This window comes from Thermostichus sp. MS-CIW-34, from assembly GCF_054060435.1.
Genome location: NZ_JBSSDE010000004.1, coordinates 76104 through 91165 on the forward strand (window position 1 = coordinate 76104; position 15062 = coordinate 91165).

General features: G+C 59.1%; 15 protein-coding genes. 12 read left to right on the forward strand and 3 right to left on the reverse strand.

The features are described from left to right. Positions 1-78: 78 nt before the first annotated feature. The 3 genes from ACVWYY_RS02460 to lpdA all read right to left on the reverse strand — a co-directional run bounded on the left by ACVWYY_RS02460 (position 79) and on the right by lpdA (position 3324). Positions 79-216, reverse strand: a complete 138-nt coding sequence (locus ACVWYY_RS02460) for a hypothetical protein (protein ID WP_011432392.1) — start codon at positions 214-216, stop codon at positions 79-81. Between the two features lie 233 nt (positions 217-449). After that, positions 450-1778: a class I SAM-dependent methyltransferase gene (locus ACVWYY_RS02465; protein WP_457402381.1), complete on the reverse strand. Its 1329-nt coding sequence runs from the start codon at positions 1776-1778 to the stop codon at positions 450-452. A 163-nt stretch (positions 1779-1941) separates the two neighbouring features. Continuing rightward, positions 1942-3324 carry a dihydrolipoyl dehydrogenase gene (gene lpdA / locus ACVWYY_RS02470; RefSeq protein ID WP_457402466.1) on the reverse strand — a complete coding sequence of 461 codons (1383 nt, stop codon included), beginning with the start codon at positions 3322-3324 and terminating at the stop codon, positions 1942-1944. Positions 3325-3443: 119 nt separating this feature from the next. On the opposite strand from lpdA, the gene ACVWYY_RS02475 reads away from it, so the two are divergent. The 12 genes from ACVWYY_RS02475 to ACVWYY_RS02530 all read left to right on the forward strand — a co-directional run bounded on the left by ACVWYY_RS02475 (position 3444) and on the right by ACVWYY_RS02530 (position 14942). Next, entirely contained in the window at positions 3444-4226 is a 783-nt protein-coding gene (locus ACVWYY_RS02475) for an HAD family hydrolase (protein WP_414399981.1), read from the forward strand. Beyond that, entirely contained in the window at positions 4223-5077 is an 855-nt protein-coding gene (locus tag ACVWYY_RS02480) for a M28 family peptidase (protein WP_457402379.1), read from the forward strand. The genes ACVWYY_RS02475 and ACVWYY_RS02480 overlap by 4 nt, the downstream gene beginning before the upstream one ends. Before the next feature lie 258 nt (positions 5078-5335). Beyond that, positions 5336-6097 carry a ChaB family protein gene (locus ACVWYY_RS02485; RefSeq protein WP_457402377.1) on the forward strand — a complete coding sequence of 254 codons (762 nt, stop codon included), beginning with the start codon at positions 5336-5338 and terminating at the stop codon, positions 6095-6097. A gap of 153 nt (positions 6098-6250) precedes the next feature. After that, positions 6251-7186 (forward strand): DnaJ C-terminal domain-containing protein, encoded by a 936-nt coding sequence (locus tag ACVWYY_RS02490; RefSeq protein ID WP_011432386.1) that lies wholly within the window; start codon positions 6251-6253, stop codon positions 7184-7186. Continuing rightward, positions 7183-7464, forward strand: a complete 282-nt coding sequence (locus tag ACVWYY_RS02495) for a chaperone modulator CbpM (RefSeq protein WP_011432385.1) — start codon at positions 7183-7185, stop codon at positions 7462-7464. The genes ACVWYY_RS02490 and ACVWYY_RS02495 overlap by 4 nt, the downstream gene beginning before the upstream one ends. A gap of 43 nt (positions 7465-7507) precedes the next feature. Beyond that, positions 7508-8257, forward strand: a complete 750-nt coding sequence (locus ACVWYY_RS02500; protein ID WP_457402464.1) for a PRC-barrel domain-containing protein — start codon at positions 7508-7510, stop codon at positions 8255-8257. Between the two features lie 285 nt (positions 8258-8542). Then, entirely contained in the window at positions 8543-8968 is a 426-nt protein-coding gene (rplU, locus tag ACVWYY_RS02505) for a 50S ribosomal protein L21 (protein WP_011432383.1), read from the forward strand. Positions 8969-9044: 76 nt separating this feature from the next. After that, positions 9045-9314: a 50S ribosomal protein L27 gene (gene rpmA, locus ACVWYY_RS02510; protein ID WP_011432382.1), complete on the forward strand. Its 270-nt coding sequence runs from the start codon at positions 9045-9047 to the stop codon at positions 9312-9314. A gap of 505 nt (positions 9315-9819) precedes the next feature. Next, entirely contained in the window at positions 9820-11310 is a 1491-nt protein-coding gene (locus tag ACVWYY_RS02515) for a cellulose synthase (RefSeq protein ID WP_457402374.1), read from the forward strand. 256 nt (positions 11311-11566) lie between these two features. Beyond that, a complete protein-coding gene (locus ACVWYY_RS02520; protein ID WP_414399914.1) occupies positions 11567-13354 on the forward strand; it encodes an MBL fold metallo-hydrolase in 1788 nt (595 codons plus the stop codon). A gap of 54 nt (positions 13355-13408) precedes the next feature. Beyond that, a complete protein-coding gene (locus ACVWYY_RS02525; RefSeq protein ID WP_457402373.1) occupies positions 13409-14164 on the forward strand; it encodes an ABC transporter ATP-binding protein in 756 nt (251 codons plus the stop codon). A gap of 202 nt (positions 14165-14366) precedes the next feature. Then, positions 14367-14942 (forward strand): TIGR04376 family protein, encoded by a 576-nt coding sequence (locus tag ACVWYY_RS02530; protein ID WP_457402371.1) that lies wholly within the window; start codon positions 14367-14369, stop codon positions 14940-14942. Positions 14943-15062: the final 120 nt, after the last annotated feature.

Sequence of the window (15062 nt, forward strand, 5' to 3'; positions counted from 1 at the left end):
TCGTCCCAATTCCCTACCTTGTCCGGGAGGCTTGCAGCGCAGGAAAAGCTGCCCTTAGCTTCTGGAAGAGGCTGAGACTCAAGCTGCGTAAGCAAAGTGCAAAGCCCACCAGATCAGGGCCGAAACCACACCGGCCACAATTCCTGCCGAGATCAAAACGACAATTGGGCTATCTGCCCCCTTGAACTTCATAATGCCGCGATTGTAGTCAGCCATCCTTGCCTCCTACCAGCTCTGGCGTTGGGGTTGTCAGGGATGTTGATCGGGATCCAGATCTGCCAGCTCTATTCACAGGGAAAGCTGTGGCGAAGATGTCCCAGTAGAGGTGCTCCGCACCGCCGGCGCAAACATGCCTGGGGAGAAGCACCGTCCTCGGTCATGCATGATACAACCTTAGCATGGAACAGACTTTGACCCTGGTGATTTGGACTGTTTGGAATAACCAGAAGCTAGGCAACCCGCAGGACTAACCGGTCTGCTTCCCACTGTCGAAATAGGTTGAGAAGGTGGTCGGCTCTCTCTTCATGGGCAGCCAGGATCTCAGCGCCAGAACGGGCTTGATTGGCCAAGGGCAGCAGCAGCTCCACCACTTGGTAGCGGGTAGAGGCTATCATCTTGCCCGGGATGCGGGCGATAGGCCAGAAAATATCCATCTTCTGGGTCAGGATCTGGGCCGGATCCAGCTTGCCCAACAGATCTGAAAAGGGGATTTTTTGATCCCAGTAGCGCACGCTGCCATAGCGGACGAACAAGGGGTTGAGTTGCCAGCGGGAGCTCTTAAAAAATTCGACTGTAAAGGGATCCCAGTGGTCCACCTTTTTCCCTTGATGGCAACACCAGAAGAGATTTTGCGTGTGATACAGAGGCTCCAGATACTCCATGACCCGCAGTTGGTCGATGCGAGCAAGGGCCTCGTAGCGGCGATGGAACTCCGGGTGGGTGGCGGCAATCAACGGCCTGGCGTTCCAATAGTCCAAGTAGGGGGCTACATCGATAAACTCCAGCCCGGCTTGGGCAAGCAAGTCGGGAATCTCGCCGATGTCGAAAGGAATATCATTGGCATGGAAGAAATTATCGACAATGTTTTCATCTTGTCCATAGTATTCTTGGTGAGCCTTGGCGTGCTTGGCCAAAAGGGAATTGGGGCTGGCTCCCTTCAGCAGTTGCCGCACAAATTCGATCTTTTCTGGGGTTGCAGGTGGGGTGATGCCCAACAACTCCAAGGCTCGCCGAATGCGGTACAGATGCCAACGGCCGGAACGGTTGTAGAGCATCAGCGCCATCACCCCATCGGGAGCCAACCGCGATGCCAGATTGCTCAAAGCCTTCACCGGATCTGCAGTGTGGTGAATCACGCCGTAGGAGCTGATCATGTCGAAGCTGCCTTCGGGCCAAGTAGAGGGATCCAGCAGATCCCCGTACTGCACAGAGCAGTTGCGTAGGCCGTGGTGCTTAATTCGCTTTTGGGCAATCTCTAGGGCCGGGCGGCTGATGTCGATCCCGACCACCGACCCATAGCCGGGGTTGCTGGCGGCAATGCCATGCACCTCCCAGCCGGTGCCACACCCGGCCACCAAAAACCTGGCTCCTGCGGGCTCTTGCAGCCTACGGGTGCGGGCGTACTGCGCCAAGGTATAGCTGCCCAGACTGGAGAAGCCCTCAAAGGGCCGGTCGTAAGGAATAGGAGGATAGGGGAAAGTCTCGTACTGGGCCTGCACCGCCCGGGTAATCTCGGCTTCGCTCACCAAAAGCACTTCCTCCCACGCGTTCTCCCCCATCCTAAGGTCTTCTTGACGCTTTGAGCCGGGAGATCTTGCTGGGTTGCCCGTCTGAGAACCTGGCCCTTCACAGCCTGGTTGTAAACCCCGCCGGAGGCAGAGCGGGCGGGACGGAGTCCTCACAAAACCGAGTGAGGCAGGCGACCCTCTGCCGAGCCGTTGGCTAAGGCCCTGCCAGAGCGTGAGTTGCCCGCTTGTAGGCTTCCTCCAGCGTCTCTGCCAAGGTGGGGTGAACGTGCACCAAGCCGGCCAGTTCTCGCACCGTGGCCCGGCGAGCAATGGCCTGAGCTGCCTCGTGAATCAAATCCGCCGCATGGGGCCCGAAGATATGGGATCCCAGCAATAGGCCGGTACTCTTGTCGAAGACCAGCTTGACCATGCCCTCCGTCTCTCCCGAAGCAATAGCCTTGGAGTTGCCGCCAAAGTAGGTGCGCACCGTGCCTACGCTGTAGCCTTCTTCCTTGGCCTGAGGCTCGGTCAGCCCTACAAAACCCATTTCCGGGTGAGTGAACACCGCTGCCGGGATGCTGAGGTAGTCCATGTAGGCAGTACGGCCACAGATGTTTTCCACGGCCACTCTCCCCTGGGCTGCCGCTGCGTGGGCCAACATCATTTTGCCTGTCACATCCCCAATGGCCCAGAGGTGAGGCAAATCGGTGGCCATGCGGCTATCGACGGGGATGAACCCCCGTTTGCCGGTGTCGATGCCCAGCTCGGCCAAGCCCAGCCCCTCTGAGACCGGGATCCGACCGGCAGCCACCAAGCAGCCATCCACCTGCAGCGTCTCGCCGTTGGAGAGGTGAATCGTTACTGGCTGGCCAGGGATCACCTGCTTGGCCGTGATCCCCACGTAGGTCTGGATTTGCCTGGGCTTAATCAGCACCCGCTGGGCCAGGCGGGCAATATCGGGGTCAAAGGCCGGCATCAGGGTCTCCAGGGCTTCGATGAGGATGACCTGGGATCCCAGGGCGGTGTAGATGTCGGCAAACTCCTGGCCGATGTAGCCGCTGCCGATAATGGCCAGCCGCTCCGGGATCCACTCCAGCCGCACCGCCTCGTCGCTGGTAAACACCGTCCGCCCATCCACCTCGATGCCAGGGGGCACAAAGGGGCGGGAGCCCGTAGCAAGAATAACATCCTGCGCCGTGTAGGTATAGGATCCCTTCTCTTCCTGGACTTCCACCTGCTGGGGTGCCACCAACTTGCCTCGCCCTCTCAGGATTGTTACCCCCAGCTTCTCCAGCGAGCGAGTCATGTCGGCGCGGATCTTCTCCACCACTTGGGCAGCATGATTGGCAATAGCCTCTCGGTTCACCTGAAGGGATCCCACTTGGATGCCCAGCCCAGAGCTATGTTGCAGTTCCCGCAGGCGTCCTGAGGCGGCCAGCAGAGCCTTGGAGGGGATGCAGCCGCGGTTGATGCAGGTGCCGCCCATTTCTGCACCTTCAACGATGGCGGTCTTCAGGCCAGATTCGACCGCATGTAAAGCAGCGCCGTGGCCGCCGACGCCGGCACCGATGATGATTACGTCAAAATCGAAGCTCATGGCGAGATTGGATAACCAGTGCCTCATTTTCTCACCTTGTTGGCCTTCCCAGAAACCTGGCTAGGGGCACCCAAGCCATGCAGTAGCATAGAGTCGCTTGTAGGCGGGTGGGGGTACACATGACACTCCAAGCTTTGATCTTCGATGTGGACGGCACGCTGGCGGACACGGAGCGGGATGGTCATCGCGTGGCCTTTAACGCTGCCTTTGCCGAGGCAGGGCTGGACTGGCACTGGTCGGTGGAGCTCTACGGCCAACTCCTGGCCATTACGGGGGGCAAAGAGCGCATTCGCCATTTCGTTGCAACCTGCCAGCCGCCGCTACCCCCTGGTGAAGATTTAAATGCCCTCATTGCCCGGCTGCACCAGGCCAAAACCCGCCACTACACTGCCCTATTGGCCCAAGGGGGGATCCCACTCCGCCCAGGGGTGAAGCGCCTCCTGCAGGAGGCCAGAGCTGCTGGGATCCGCTTGGCCATTGCCACCACCACCACGCCGGAAAATGTAACAGCCCTTTTGGAGCACACACTGCCGGAGAGCCTAAGCTGGTTTGAAGTGATCGCTGCCGGCGATATTGTCCCCGCCAAAAAGCCCGCCCCCGACATCTACTTCTACACCCTGGAACAGATGGGGCTGCCCCCCCAGGCCTGCCTGGCCTTTGAAGACTCGGAGAATGGGCTGCGCTCGGCCCAGCAGGCCGGTATTCCCACTGTGGTGACGGTAAACGACTATACCCGGGATCAGGATTTTTCCGGGGCGGCTCTGGTGCTGGATCACCTGGGGGAGCCTGAGGATCCGTTTCGGGTGTTGGCGGGAACGGTGGGATCCCACCGCTACTTCACCCTGGAGTTGGCCCGACAGATCCATGCTCAAGTTGCCCGGTCTGGAGTGGGAAGCTCATGATGGCGTCAGATCTCCAAGACCTGCAGCAGCGCCTAGAGGCCCATCTGCGCCAGGTGGCCCAGCCGCGGGATCCCGACTGGTCGCCCTTGGGCCATCAGCAGGTGGAGCGCTACATCCAAGAGCAGCTCTCTGGCTGGGGATCCCTGGAGTCCTTCCCCTTTGAGGCCGGTGGCCGCCTGCACCGCAACTGGATCTTGAAATTGCCGGGATCCCGTTCTGGCCGCCAACCCATCCTCATCGGAGCCCACTTTGACGCTGCCCCGGCAACCCCTGGAGCAGACGACAACGCCAGCGGCATAGCGGTGTTGCTGGAATTGGCCCGCCATTTTGCCGCCAACCCTGCCCCTTCCCCCCTGTGGCTGGTGGCTTTTGACCTGGAGGAGCGGGGGATGGTGGGCAGTGGGGCTTACGCCCAGTTTCTTCAACGTCAGAGGCAATCCCTACGGCTGATGCTGTCTTTGGAAATGCTGGGCTACCGGGATCCCGCCCCCGGATCCCAGGACTATCCCGCCGGCCTTGAGAAGCTTTACCCCAACCGGGGAGATTACATTGGCCTTATTGGCAACTGGCCCACCTGGGGGGATCTGCTCAAGCTGCAGCATGATTTTCAGAAAGCGGGGATCCCTTGTTGCTGGCTGCTGGCCGGGCAGCGAGGCTTGATCCTACCTGCCACTCGCCTGAGCGACCACTCCCCCTTTTGGGATGCGGGCTACGCCGCCGTTATGGTTACCGACACCGCCTTCTTGCGCAACCCCCACTACCACAAGCTGAGCGATACCTTGGAAACCCTAGATCCAGATTTCCTGACGGGGGTCTGCCAGGGCTTGATGGCCGGGATCCGCTCGCTGTAGCTCTTCCAAACACCACAGTCGTTCAACAACAAGTAGCGTGCGTTAAGTCCTAACTCCCCTCTCTCTGGAAGGAGGCTGGGGGTAAGGGTAGAGTTGGCATCCTCAGTACGGAGATTTCTCCAGGGGGTTCGCGATTCTTCGACTGGATCCTTTGTTGATGAGGGGAGACAATGGATGAGAGTAGTAAGACGAGAGTAGTAGCAGGGAAAAGGTTAAAAAACCTGCCTTGGCACTGTAAAACTCAGCAGGAGATTGCGTATGAGCGCTTTTGCCCAAGCTCCCAAAAAGTGTGTTTCCGCCGCTTTCAAAGAAGAGGTCAAGCTGCAAGAGTGTATCCAGCGGCTTTTGAACCGTGGCATTCCCAACGATTGCATCTCCATTATTGGCCGCAACTTTCAAACCGAAGCCAAAATTACCGGGTTTATCACCCGCAAAGAGGTGGTTCTGGACGGTCTGACCAATGGGGCCATCTATGGATCCCTGTTCGGATCCCTGCTGGGGCTGCTCACTGGCGTGGGGGTGCTGTTCATTCCCTTTTTGGGGGCAGTGGTGGCCGCTGGGCCTCTGGGAGCCGCTTTGTTGGGGGCAACGGGCGGCGCTTTGTACGGAGCACTGGGAGCGGGCCTGGGATCCGCCCTGATTGCCTTGGGTATGCCGCAGGAGAAAGCCGCCATCTACCAAACCCGGGTACAGGCGGGCGAGTTCTTGTTGGTGGTGCAAGTACCGGAAGAGAAGTCGGGCGAAATTTACTGGCTGCTGCAGAGTGCTGGCGGAGAGGAAGTTTCCATTGCCGACTTGAACTTGCCCGGTGAGCCAGAGGGAGACTTAACCCCAGAGAGCATCTCGCCGGAAATCCGCGCTGACCTCTCGGAAGAAGCGCAGCAAACCTTTGTGGAAGCCTACAACCAAGCCAAACAAGAGAGCAATAACTCCACCCATGCACTCCTCAAAGCTTGGGAAAAGGTCAAGCAAATTTTCACACGAGATGAGAAAGGGATCTTCTCCAAACGCAAGCCCTAGCCCAAAAAGTTTCCGAAGTAGCGAGAGCACAGTAAAGCGCCATCTCGCCGCTCTGCCTGTACGTGTTCTGGGTCTGCTCCAATTTTTTAGCTGCAACCTTATATCCTGAGAATAGCCCGAAAAACTCTAACCTAACCTTGCAGGGGTGAGCCTATGGCTGCGAGTGACTTCAAGGATTATTACAAGATCCTGGGCGTCAGCAGAGATGCCTCTGCCGAGGAAATCAAGCGCGTCTATCGCAAGCTGGCCCGCCAGTATCACCCCGACGTGAACCCCGGCAACAAGGCGGCAGAGGAACGCTTTAAGGAGATCAACGAAGCCTACGAGGTGCTCTCTGATCCAGAGAAGCGGCGGCGCTACGACCAGTTTGGGCAGTACTGGCAGCGGGTGGGTACTGGTTCTGCGGCTGGAATGCCGGGCATGGAGGGCTTCGCCCAATACGCCAGCTTCGAGGAGTTTATCAACGAGCTGCTGGGCCGTATGGGATCCCGCCGCAGCGGGTTCCAGGGCTTCGCCGGCGGCTTTGGGCCGTTTGTTTCGGTGGATTTGCCGGGGCAGGATGTGGAGGGCACTCTGGGTCTCAGCTGGGCAGAAGCTTTCCACGGCACCCAGAAACGGCTGAACCTAGATGGAGAAACGCTAACTATCCGCATTCCCCCCGGCGCTAAGCCGGGCAGTCGCATCCGCGTCAAGGGCAAAGGCCAGGTCAGCCCCTTTGGCGGGCCAAGAGGGGATCTCTACCTCACCCTGGAGCTGCCCCCCCATCCCTTCTTCCGCTTTGACGGAGACAACCTGCTCTGCGAGCTGCCCATTACTCCTGACGAGGCGGCTTTGGGAGGGACGGCGGAAGTTCCCACCCCTACGGGTCGCGTGCAACTGAGGATCCCTGCCGGGGTAGACAGCGGCCAAACCCTGCGGCTGCGGGGCCAAGGCTGGCGGGATCCCCAAGGCCAGCGGAGCGACCTGCTGGTGCGGCTGAAGGTGGTGGCGCCCAAATCCCTTTCCCAGACCGAGCGGGATCTCTACGAAAAGCTGCGGCAAAGCCGTAGCTGGGATCCCCGCGCCCACTTGCAGGAGGTGAGTCTATGAGTTTGGCCATTGTGCGGGTAGAAGAACGGCTCTATACCTTCGAGCAGGCCACGGAACTGCTGGGGATCCCTCCCCACCTGCTGGAATGGCTGCTGGCCCAAGGCTTAGTGGAGGCCGAGAGCAGCTACCTGACCCCCCAACAGCTCAGGCGGTTGTTGCAAATGAGCCGCCTACACCGAGACTTGGGGCTTAACTGGACGGGGGCAGCGATGGTCTTGGACATGGCTCAGGAAATTGCCCGGCTCAGGGGGCAACTGCGCCACTACCGCGGATTTTGAGGCTGCCCAGCTAACCCATCAAGGAGATAACTCGATGAACCCTATGGAACAGATCATCCGACGTAGCCAGGTGGTGGGCCTGCTGGCCCTCGATGGCAGCACTGCTACCGCCTTGGGCACTGTAGAAGAAGTCTGGGTTGACCCAACAGGGCGGGTATGCTACTTCACCAGCCAGCAGGGATACACCCCTCTGGAGCAGATTTCTCTGATCGGGCCAGACGCGCTGCTGACCTACTCTACCGTTTTTGCTACCCCCCTAACCCCCATCAGCTCTCTTTACCGTCGCACAGTGCGCATTGGGAATCGAGAGGTCGGCTGGATTGAGGATTTTCTCTTTGACTGGGAGACTGGAGCGATTGCCGCCTACATTCTGGGTGGCAGCATTGCCGAGCCTTGGGGGGGGCGCGCCGTTCTCCTGCCTGAGGACGTGGAAGCCATTGATGTGGACGCGGTGGTGGTTAAGGAGGATGCTCCGCAACGGCTGAAATCGGAAGCAGAAGGCTTGAAGAACTTTTGGAGCGAAAAATCTCGGCAGGTGAAACAGCTTATCCAGCGCATGGGGGATCGCCTCAAGGCGTTGGTTGGCCCACAGGATCCGCCGGAGGTGGTGCGCGTTAAGGTGAAGCAGGTGCGGGACGAGCTGGCCAAAGGGGGCAAGTTCGATCTCTCCCTACTGGACGAGGCGGCAGAGTTTCTGCAACACAAGTGGGAAACCTGGCAACATCGCCTCAGCCGCGCCGCTCAGCGCATGCAGGCTGCCCTTCAGGCTGCTTGGGAGAAGCTGACCGAATAGCAAAGAATGACTCTGCAACCTCTGGCCTGCGGTCGCCTCAGATGCTGCACATTTGCTTCCCAACTGCTTCCCAACTCCCCTCTTCCTCTGGGAAAGGGGCTGGGGGGCAACAGCATGAGGTGCTTGGGGAGTCCGTCCCACTGCTCGACCGGAACTGTTGCAAGCCAGTCCTCGACCAAACCCAGCTGACGGACGGCGGCTTTTTCGGCTACGATCTAAGATCGCTGTCAATGCTCGGATCAGGTTTCAAGACCCCCGCAGGGCACCTGTACGGCAGGGAGAAAGATGACTTACGCAATTGTGGAAACCGGCGGTAAGCAGCTTTGGGTGGAGCCGGGGCGTTTTTACGAGGTCGATCGCCTGGCGGAAGTGGAGGAGAACAGCCCCTTCGATTTGTCTCGTGTGCTGTTGATCAACCACGAGGGACAAATCACGTTGGGGCATCCCTACGTTTCGGAGGCGGTCGTCAGGGCACGGGTTTTACAGCATCGGCGCGGCGATAAAATCATCGTCTACAAGATGAGGCCAAAGAAAAAGACCCGCAAAAAGAGGGGTCATCGGCAACCGCTGACCCGTCTGCTGATCGAGTCTATTGAACTCAATGGGGTGCCCCTAGCCACGGCACCATCCCGTACGGAAGCGGCTCCAGAGTCTAACCCAGAGGCAGCCCCTTCGGCAGCGGCGACAGGGATCCCTGCGGATGAGGAATAAACTCTGAACTCAGGTGTCCTGAATCCCGATTTTTTTATCTCGTTTCTGTTGATCACGCAGTTGCATAGGAGGCGTTATGGCTCATAAGAAGGGAACGGGCAGCACTCGCAACGGTCGAGATTCCAATGCCAAGCGGCTGGGGGTGAAGCGCTATGGGGGCGAGCTGGTGCATCCCGGCCACATTCTGGTCAGGCAGCGGGGCACCAAGTTTCACCCAGGGGTGAACGTGCGCATCGGCGGCGACGACACCTTGTATTCTGTGGTCACCGGCATTGTGACTTTTGAGCGCTATGGCAAGTGGCGGCAAAAGGTGAGTGTCTACCCAGCTGAGGTGGCTGCCCAGTAGGGAAAGGCCCAGCTTTGAAACTGCCTGGGAGAGCATGACTCTAGTCAATAATAAGCTCAACTATACTGAAAATAATGTATAATATGTTCAGTACGGATTACTACCAGTTGATCTTTCTGTTTACTTTCGAGTCTGCCAACATGGTAGCCAAAGCAAAGCAGAAAATTGGTAGTAAGACGACACGGAAACTGCGCTTTGGGTATTCTACTCAAAGCTTTGCGGGATACCGCCATTCTGTTTGGAAACAAACAGAATGCTATCGCTGCATAGTTGAACAGTGATGTTCAGCAGTGCTCAGCGTAAATGTATCAGTTTCTTCCGCAAGAGAAGATTCTCGCTTCTGTCGACCAAGCTGCTTGCCGGGCTGAAAACTGTCTGCTCCAGAGCAGACAGGGTTTTGCTGTTGCTGGTTCCTGAACTTTTTTCGTTCTTGAGGATTGGGGCCAGCCGGAAGAGAAGAGGAGCTAGGGATCCCTGACCCTTCAAGGGCGAAAATGGCAAAAGCGTGGAAGGCAGAAAGCTGATGCGGGTGTATTTGTTTCGCTGGGCAGGGTTGCTTCACCTCATTGCCGGGGTGATGTACCTCTACTGGCGACTGACAGCCGGGTTGATGGATTTGGGATCCCTTTTGTTTTGGGGGGCAGAGCTGTATGTTTGGCTGGCGGCGGTGGGCTTTACCCTCAGCCGCTATCCCCAAGTGCCGAGAGAGACGATCCCATCCCCAGAGGTCCTGCGGCGGTCGTTTTTCCAGTTACCGCGAGTGGATGTGCTGGTGATGCGCCAGTGGGATTCCGTAGAGGCAACCCGGCAAACAGTGCTTTCGGCTCTGCACCTCGACTACCCTTGGGAGCGGTTGTTTGTCCACATTGTGGATCGGGTAGAGGATGAGGAGATGGCCAAGGCGGCGCGGGCCATTCCCTGCGAATACTGGGCCTGCCCTAGCCCCACAGCCGACCCCCTGGCTTACGCGATGGGATCCCCTCATATCCAAGGGGAGTATCTCCTCCTAGTACAGCCGGGCCATTTTCTCGAGCGGGACTTCCTGTGGCAGACCTTGCCCCACTTTTACGACTCGCCGGAGCGGGCTCCAATTGTCAACCGAACTGGCTTTGTGCAGGCAATGCTGCGCACCCTAGGCCAGCCCAGAGCCGTTCACCCACTGCAGCAGCTCTTGGCGGTGGGATCCGAAGGGTATCAGGCGGCACCCCTGTTGGGTTCTGGCTGTCTCATCCGGCGCAAGGCTTTGGAAGGGATCCCGCGGATTGACATTCGTCGCCCTGTGCAGTTGGGGTGTCAGATGCACTGCCGCGGCTGGCAGTCTCAATTGGTTCGCCAAACCCAGGTTACGGGTGTTTTGTTGCCCTTGCGCAACCGCCGCGTTGCTTTGCTGGCTTTGTTTTCGGCCTTGAGGGAAAATCCCTTCTGGGGCAAGCCGACCACACAGCAGCAGCGCTTTCAATACCTGTGGCTGGCCCTCTGGGCTGCCGGTGGGATGGCGGAGCTGGTCTACTTGGCGGTGCCGATGGTCTTTCTCTGCACGGGGTGGATGCCGGTGCCGGCCTTTGACCGGGTCTTCTTCGCGTGGTTTTTGCCTTATGCTCTCCTGGGGCGCATCAGTTGGCTCTTGGCCTTTCCCCCCCATCTGTGGGGGGCAGCTTGGCAGTCGGAACGGCAGACGGGCAGCCAGTTTTTTCAGTCCATCCAGGCGCTGGTGCAAAGTCTGCAGGGAGTGCCCCCCTATCCCGAGCAGCCTTCCCAGCTCTCCTTGGGGCCTCAGGCTCTGGCTATTGTGCTGACTTTTCTGGCTATGGGGGTGGGATCCCTGCGTTTTGCCGGCAGTTGGGATCCCTCTTGGCCTGAGCTGCTGTTTGGCTTGGTCTGGGCCTTCTACAACCTGATGATCCTGACGGTGCGCCCCGACGATCACGATTTTGCCGGCTTTGCTTTTCCCAGCAGCAGCGCCGCTGCGGCGACAGAAGAGAGCGCCGACCCATAGGCTGCCAAGCCAAGACAAGTTCATCGCAAAACCAAATCCCCACATCCATTCAGCTGCTGCATGGATGAAATGGCAGGCTGCCGCGGCAGATGGTGGGCAAACGCTATGCTGTGAGAAGTGTAGGATAAGTAGATCGGCACAGGTTGTCTCCAACTCTCCGGGGAGGTGTACCGGTGGAGAGGGGGGATCCCTGGCCAAGTCGCCCCTCCTGTTTGCAGGATTGAACGCGGTCTTCTAGGTTCAGAACGACACACCTGTGGAGTCAGAGAGACCCCCCCTTCGACTGCTCCCCCTGGGTACGGATCCCTGGCAGCAGGGCTGTGCCTATTGGCTGGAGATGGGATCCCACCGTTTGCTTCTCGATTGCGGGTTGCCCGCTCCTGCCCTCTTTAAGGCTCTGCCAGGGATCCCGGATGCGGTAATCTGCAGCCATGCTCACTTTGACCATGTGCAAGGGCTACCTGCTTTTCATCGTCGTTACCCTCAGGTACCTCTCTACGCCACGCCGGTGACTGCTCATTTGGCCGCTGGTCTGTGGGAGTGTGGCGTTTGGCCAGGCTACGACCGGGACATTCGCTTTCCCCCCTTTCGGGCGCTGCCTTTGGGCCGGGCGCGAGAGATTTTGCCCCATCTGATGCTCACTTTCTTTGCGGCTGGGCATCTGCCGGGAGCGGCGGCAACCCTGCTGCAAAATACCCAAACCACTCCGGCCCAAGCCTGCGTGTACACGGGCGACTGTTCCCTGGCCTCAACTCGCTTTGCCCCCGGCTTGGATCTCATTGCTTTGCGCCACTGGCAGCCGGACGTGTTGCTCATCGAGGCTTCGCTGGGATCCACCCGCCATCCACCCCGTCGTCACCTGGAAAATCGCCTGGTGGAGCGGTTGCTCAGCGCCTTGGAAGCGGGGCAAACGGTGCTGTTTCCCCTGCCAGTGTTGGGGTTGGGGCAGGAGCTGATCTTTCTCCTCAAAGCCCACCACCGCTTTACCCAAGCCCCCCAAGAGCTCAAGATATGGGTGGCGCCGGGGCTGGCGGCAGGCTGCAATCTCTACGAGCGCTTGCTCACCTACCTGCCGGAGCCGGTGCGCAATTTCGCCACCTACCAGCCCTTGTTCTGGGAAGACCGCCTGCAGCCGCGGGTTCAGCCCCTTACCGAAGCGGATCCTCTGCCCCAAGGCTTGCTGCTGTGCGACGCCGATGCCGGGCCTGAGGCTTGGGATCCAATTTGGTCGAGGTTGTTGGCCCAACCGCAGCGCTCCTGTCTGCTGGTGCGGCTGCCAGAGGTGGAACTGGCTACCCCGTTTGAGCGTTGGCCGGCGCCGCTGCGCTCCCGCATTGCCGTTGAATGGATAACCTGGCACAGCCACAACGATGTCGGGCATCTCACCCAGATCATCCACACCTTTCGCCCCCAGCATTTGGTCTTGGTTCACGCCGACCCCAAGCAGGCTCAGGATCTGGCGGATCTGCCGGAGCTGTGCAATCGCTACCATGTCCACTGCCCTCAGCCTGGGCATTGGCTGGAGTTGCCCGATGGGCACCTACAAACCCCAGTTAGGCTCGCGGAGCTGAAGGCCGGTTCCCCCGCCGAGATCAGGGATCCCCCTTTGCGCTATGAGGGGGAGGTGGAAGAAGTTTGGCAGGAGCAGGGGTCGCCGCGGACTTTGGCGGGGGTACAGGTGCGTCTGCCCCCCCAGATTACCCAGGATCCCCGTTGGCCGGCCTGGGCCGATACCGGCCTGGTGGAAGCCCGCTGGCAGGGATCCGAACTGGTGCTGCGCGGCCTTTCTCCACGGGAGCTGATCCGCCCGGCAGAGGCTGCCCCTTCTCCAGCAGGGATCGTGCCGCGTCCAAAACAGCCTTCTGTATCCAGTCATCACGGTGGCAAAAAGTGCCAAAATTGTCGCTTTGCCCGCCAGATCTTGACTTCCCAAGCCCAAGCCTTTCGCTGCGATCAGGAACGCTCTCCCCTCTACCGCCTCAGGGTGGATCCCCAGGGGAGCTGCCCCTACCATCAGCCGCAGGAGATCCGCTCTTCCGGTTAGCCGTCAAGCCAGGGAAGCCCAAAGGCTAGAATGGGGCAAGTCGCGGTGCCAACCATGCTTGAGCAAGATTCCTGGGCAAATCATCGCCGTGGGCCGGTCGGATCCCTGGAGCGCCCAGCCGAGGCCTTGGCTGCGGCCAGCCCGCCCGTAGTGCAGATGGTTGGGGTGAACAAAGTCTATCCACTGCCGGAGGGCAGTTTTCAGGCCCTCTACGATATCGACTTGGCGATCCAGCCGGGAGAGTATTGCGCCATCATCGGGCCCTCTGGATCCGGCAAATCCACCCTGATGAACCTCATCGGCTGCTTGGATCGGCCCAGCTCAGGGCGCTACTGGCTGGATGGGGTGGAAGTTTCCACCCTGACCGATCGCGATTTGGCCCACATTCGCAACCAAAAAATCGGCTTTGTCTTCCAGCAGTTCCATCTCCTGCCCGTCTTGACGGCGCTGGAGAACGTCATGCTGCCCTTGGCCTATGCCGGGATCCCGGAGCCGGAGCAACGCCGGCGGGCCAAGCAAGCCCTAGAACAAGTCGGCTTGGGGAGCAAACTGCAGCAGCGTCCGGCCCAACTCTCCGGCGGCCAGCAGCAGCGGGTGGCGATTGCTCGTGCCATTGTCAACCGACCCCAACTGTTGCTGGCTGATGAGCCGACTGGGGCTCTGGATAGCCATACCGGCCAGGAAGTGCTGAACCTTTTTGCGGAGCTCCACCGGCAGGGCATCACCCTGGTCGTGGTCACCCATGACCTTGAAGTAGCCCAGGCCGCCCAGCGCATTATCCGGGTTGGGGATGGCCGTTTGCTGGATTGAGAGGGATCCGCCTGGGGGCAGTTGGGTTCAGGAGAGTTCCCAGTTGCGGTGAACTGGCGTGCCGGATGGATCCCCAGCTTCCCTCTCCCTTTGGGTGAAGGTCAAAGGGAATGTCTTAAACGGGCATGGGATAACCCTATCTAGGATGGCCCAGCTTAGGCTACTCTAAACGCAACTGAGGGCTTGGGAAGAGGATCCGTCCATGAAACTGATCGAAGATATCATCCGATTTTTGGAAACCCGCCTGGAGGAATTTCTCAGGGCCCACCCCGAGATCGAGCTGCAAGCCCTCGATGAGCAGTTGCGCCAGCAGGAATCGGATACCCTGCAGCTGTTGCAGGAAAGCCGCGTCCAAGAGGAGGCTCTCCAAAAAAGCATTCTCAACTTAGCCGAGGAGATTAAAACCTGGCACTTTCGCATTGAGAAGGCGCAGCGGGCCAATCGTCCCGATCTGGCCGAAGGAGCGCGACGCCGGGAAGCTGAGCTGTTGGAGAGGGGCAGCCAGCTATGGAGTCAAATGAAGGCCCAAAAGGAGAAAATCCAACAAATGGAAGCGCTGCTGCCGCAAATTCGCCAGCGCCGCCAAGAAGTGAAGGCTAAGCTTCAGGAGGTAAGAGCCGCGCAAGCCAAAGGCATCGACAACCCGGACCGGAATTTCAGCCCTTGGGGAAAACCTTTCGAGGCTTGGGATGAATTGGAAGAGCAATTTCGTCAGCTAGAGGTGGAAAACGAATTGAATGACACGAAGAGGAAGGTGCGGGAACAGCAGCGGCGGTAACAGCCTGACCCAAAATCTTGTTAGTTTGCTAATGTTGAATCCAGTCGCAACAGCCAAAATCGAGCTGGGCGGAACTTGTGATTTAAGCCCTTGGTCTCAAGAGCCATAGCCACATCATTT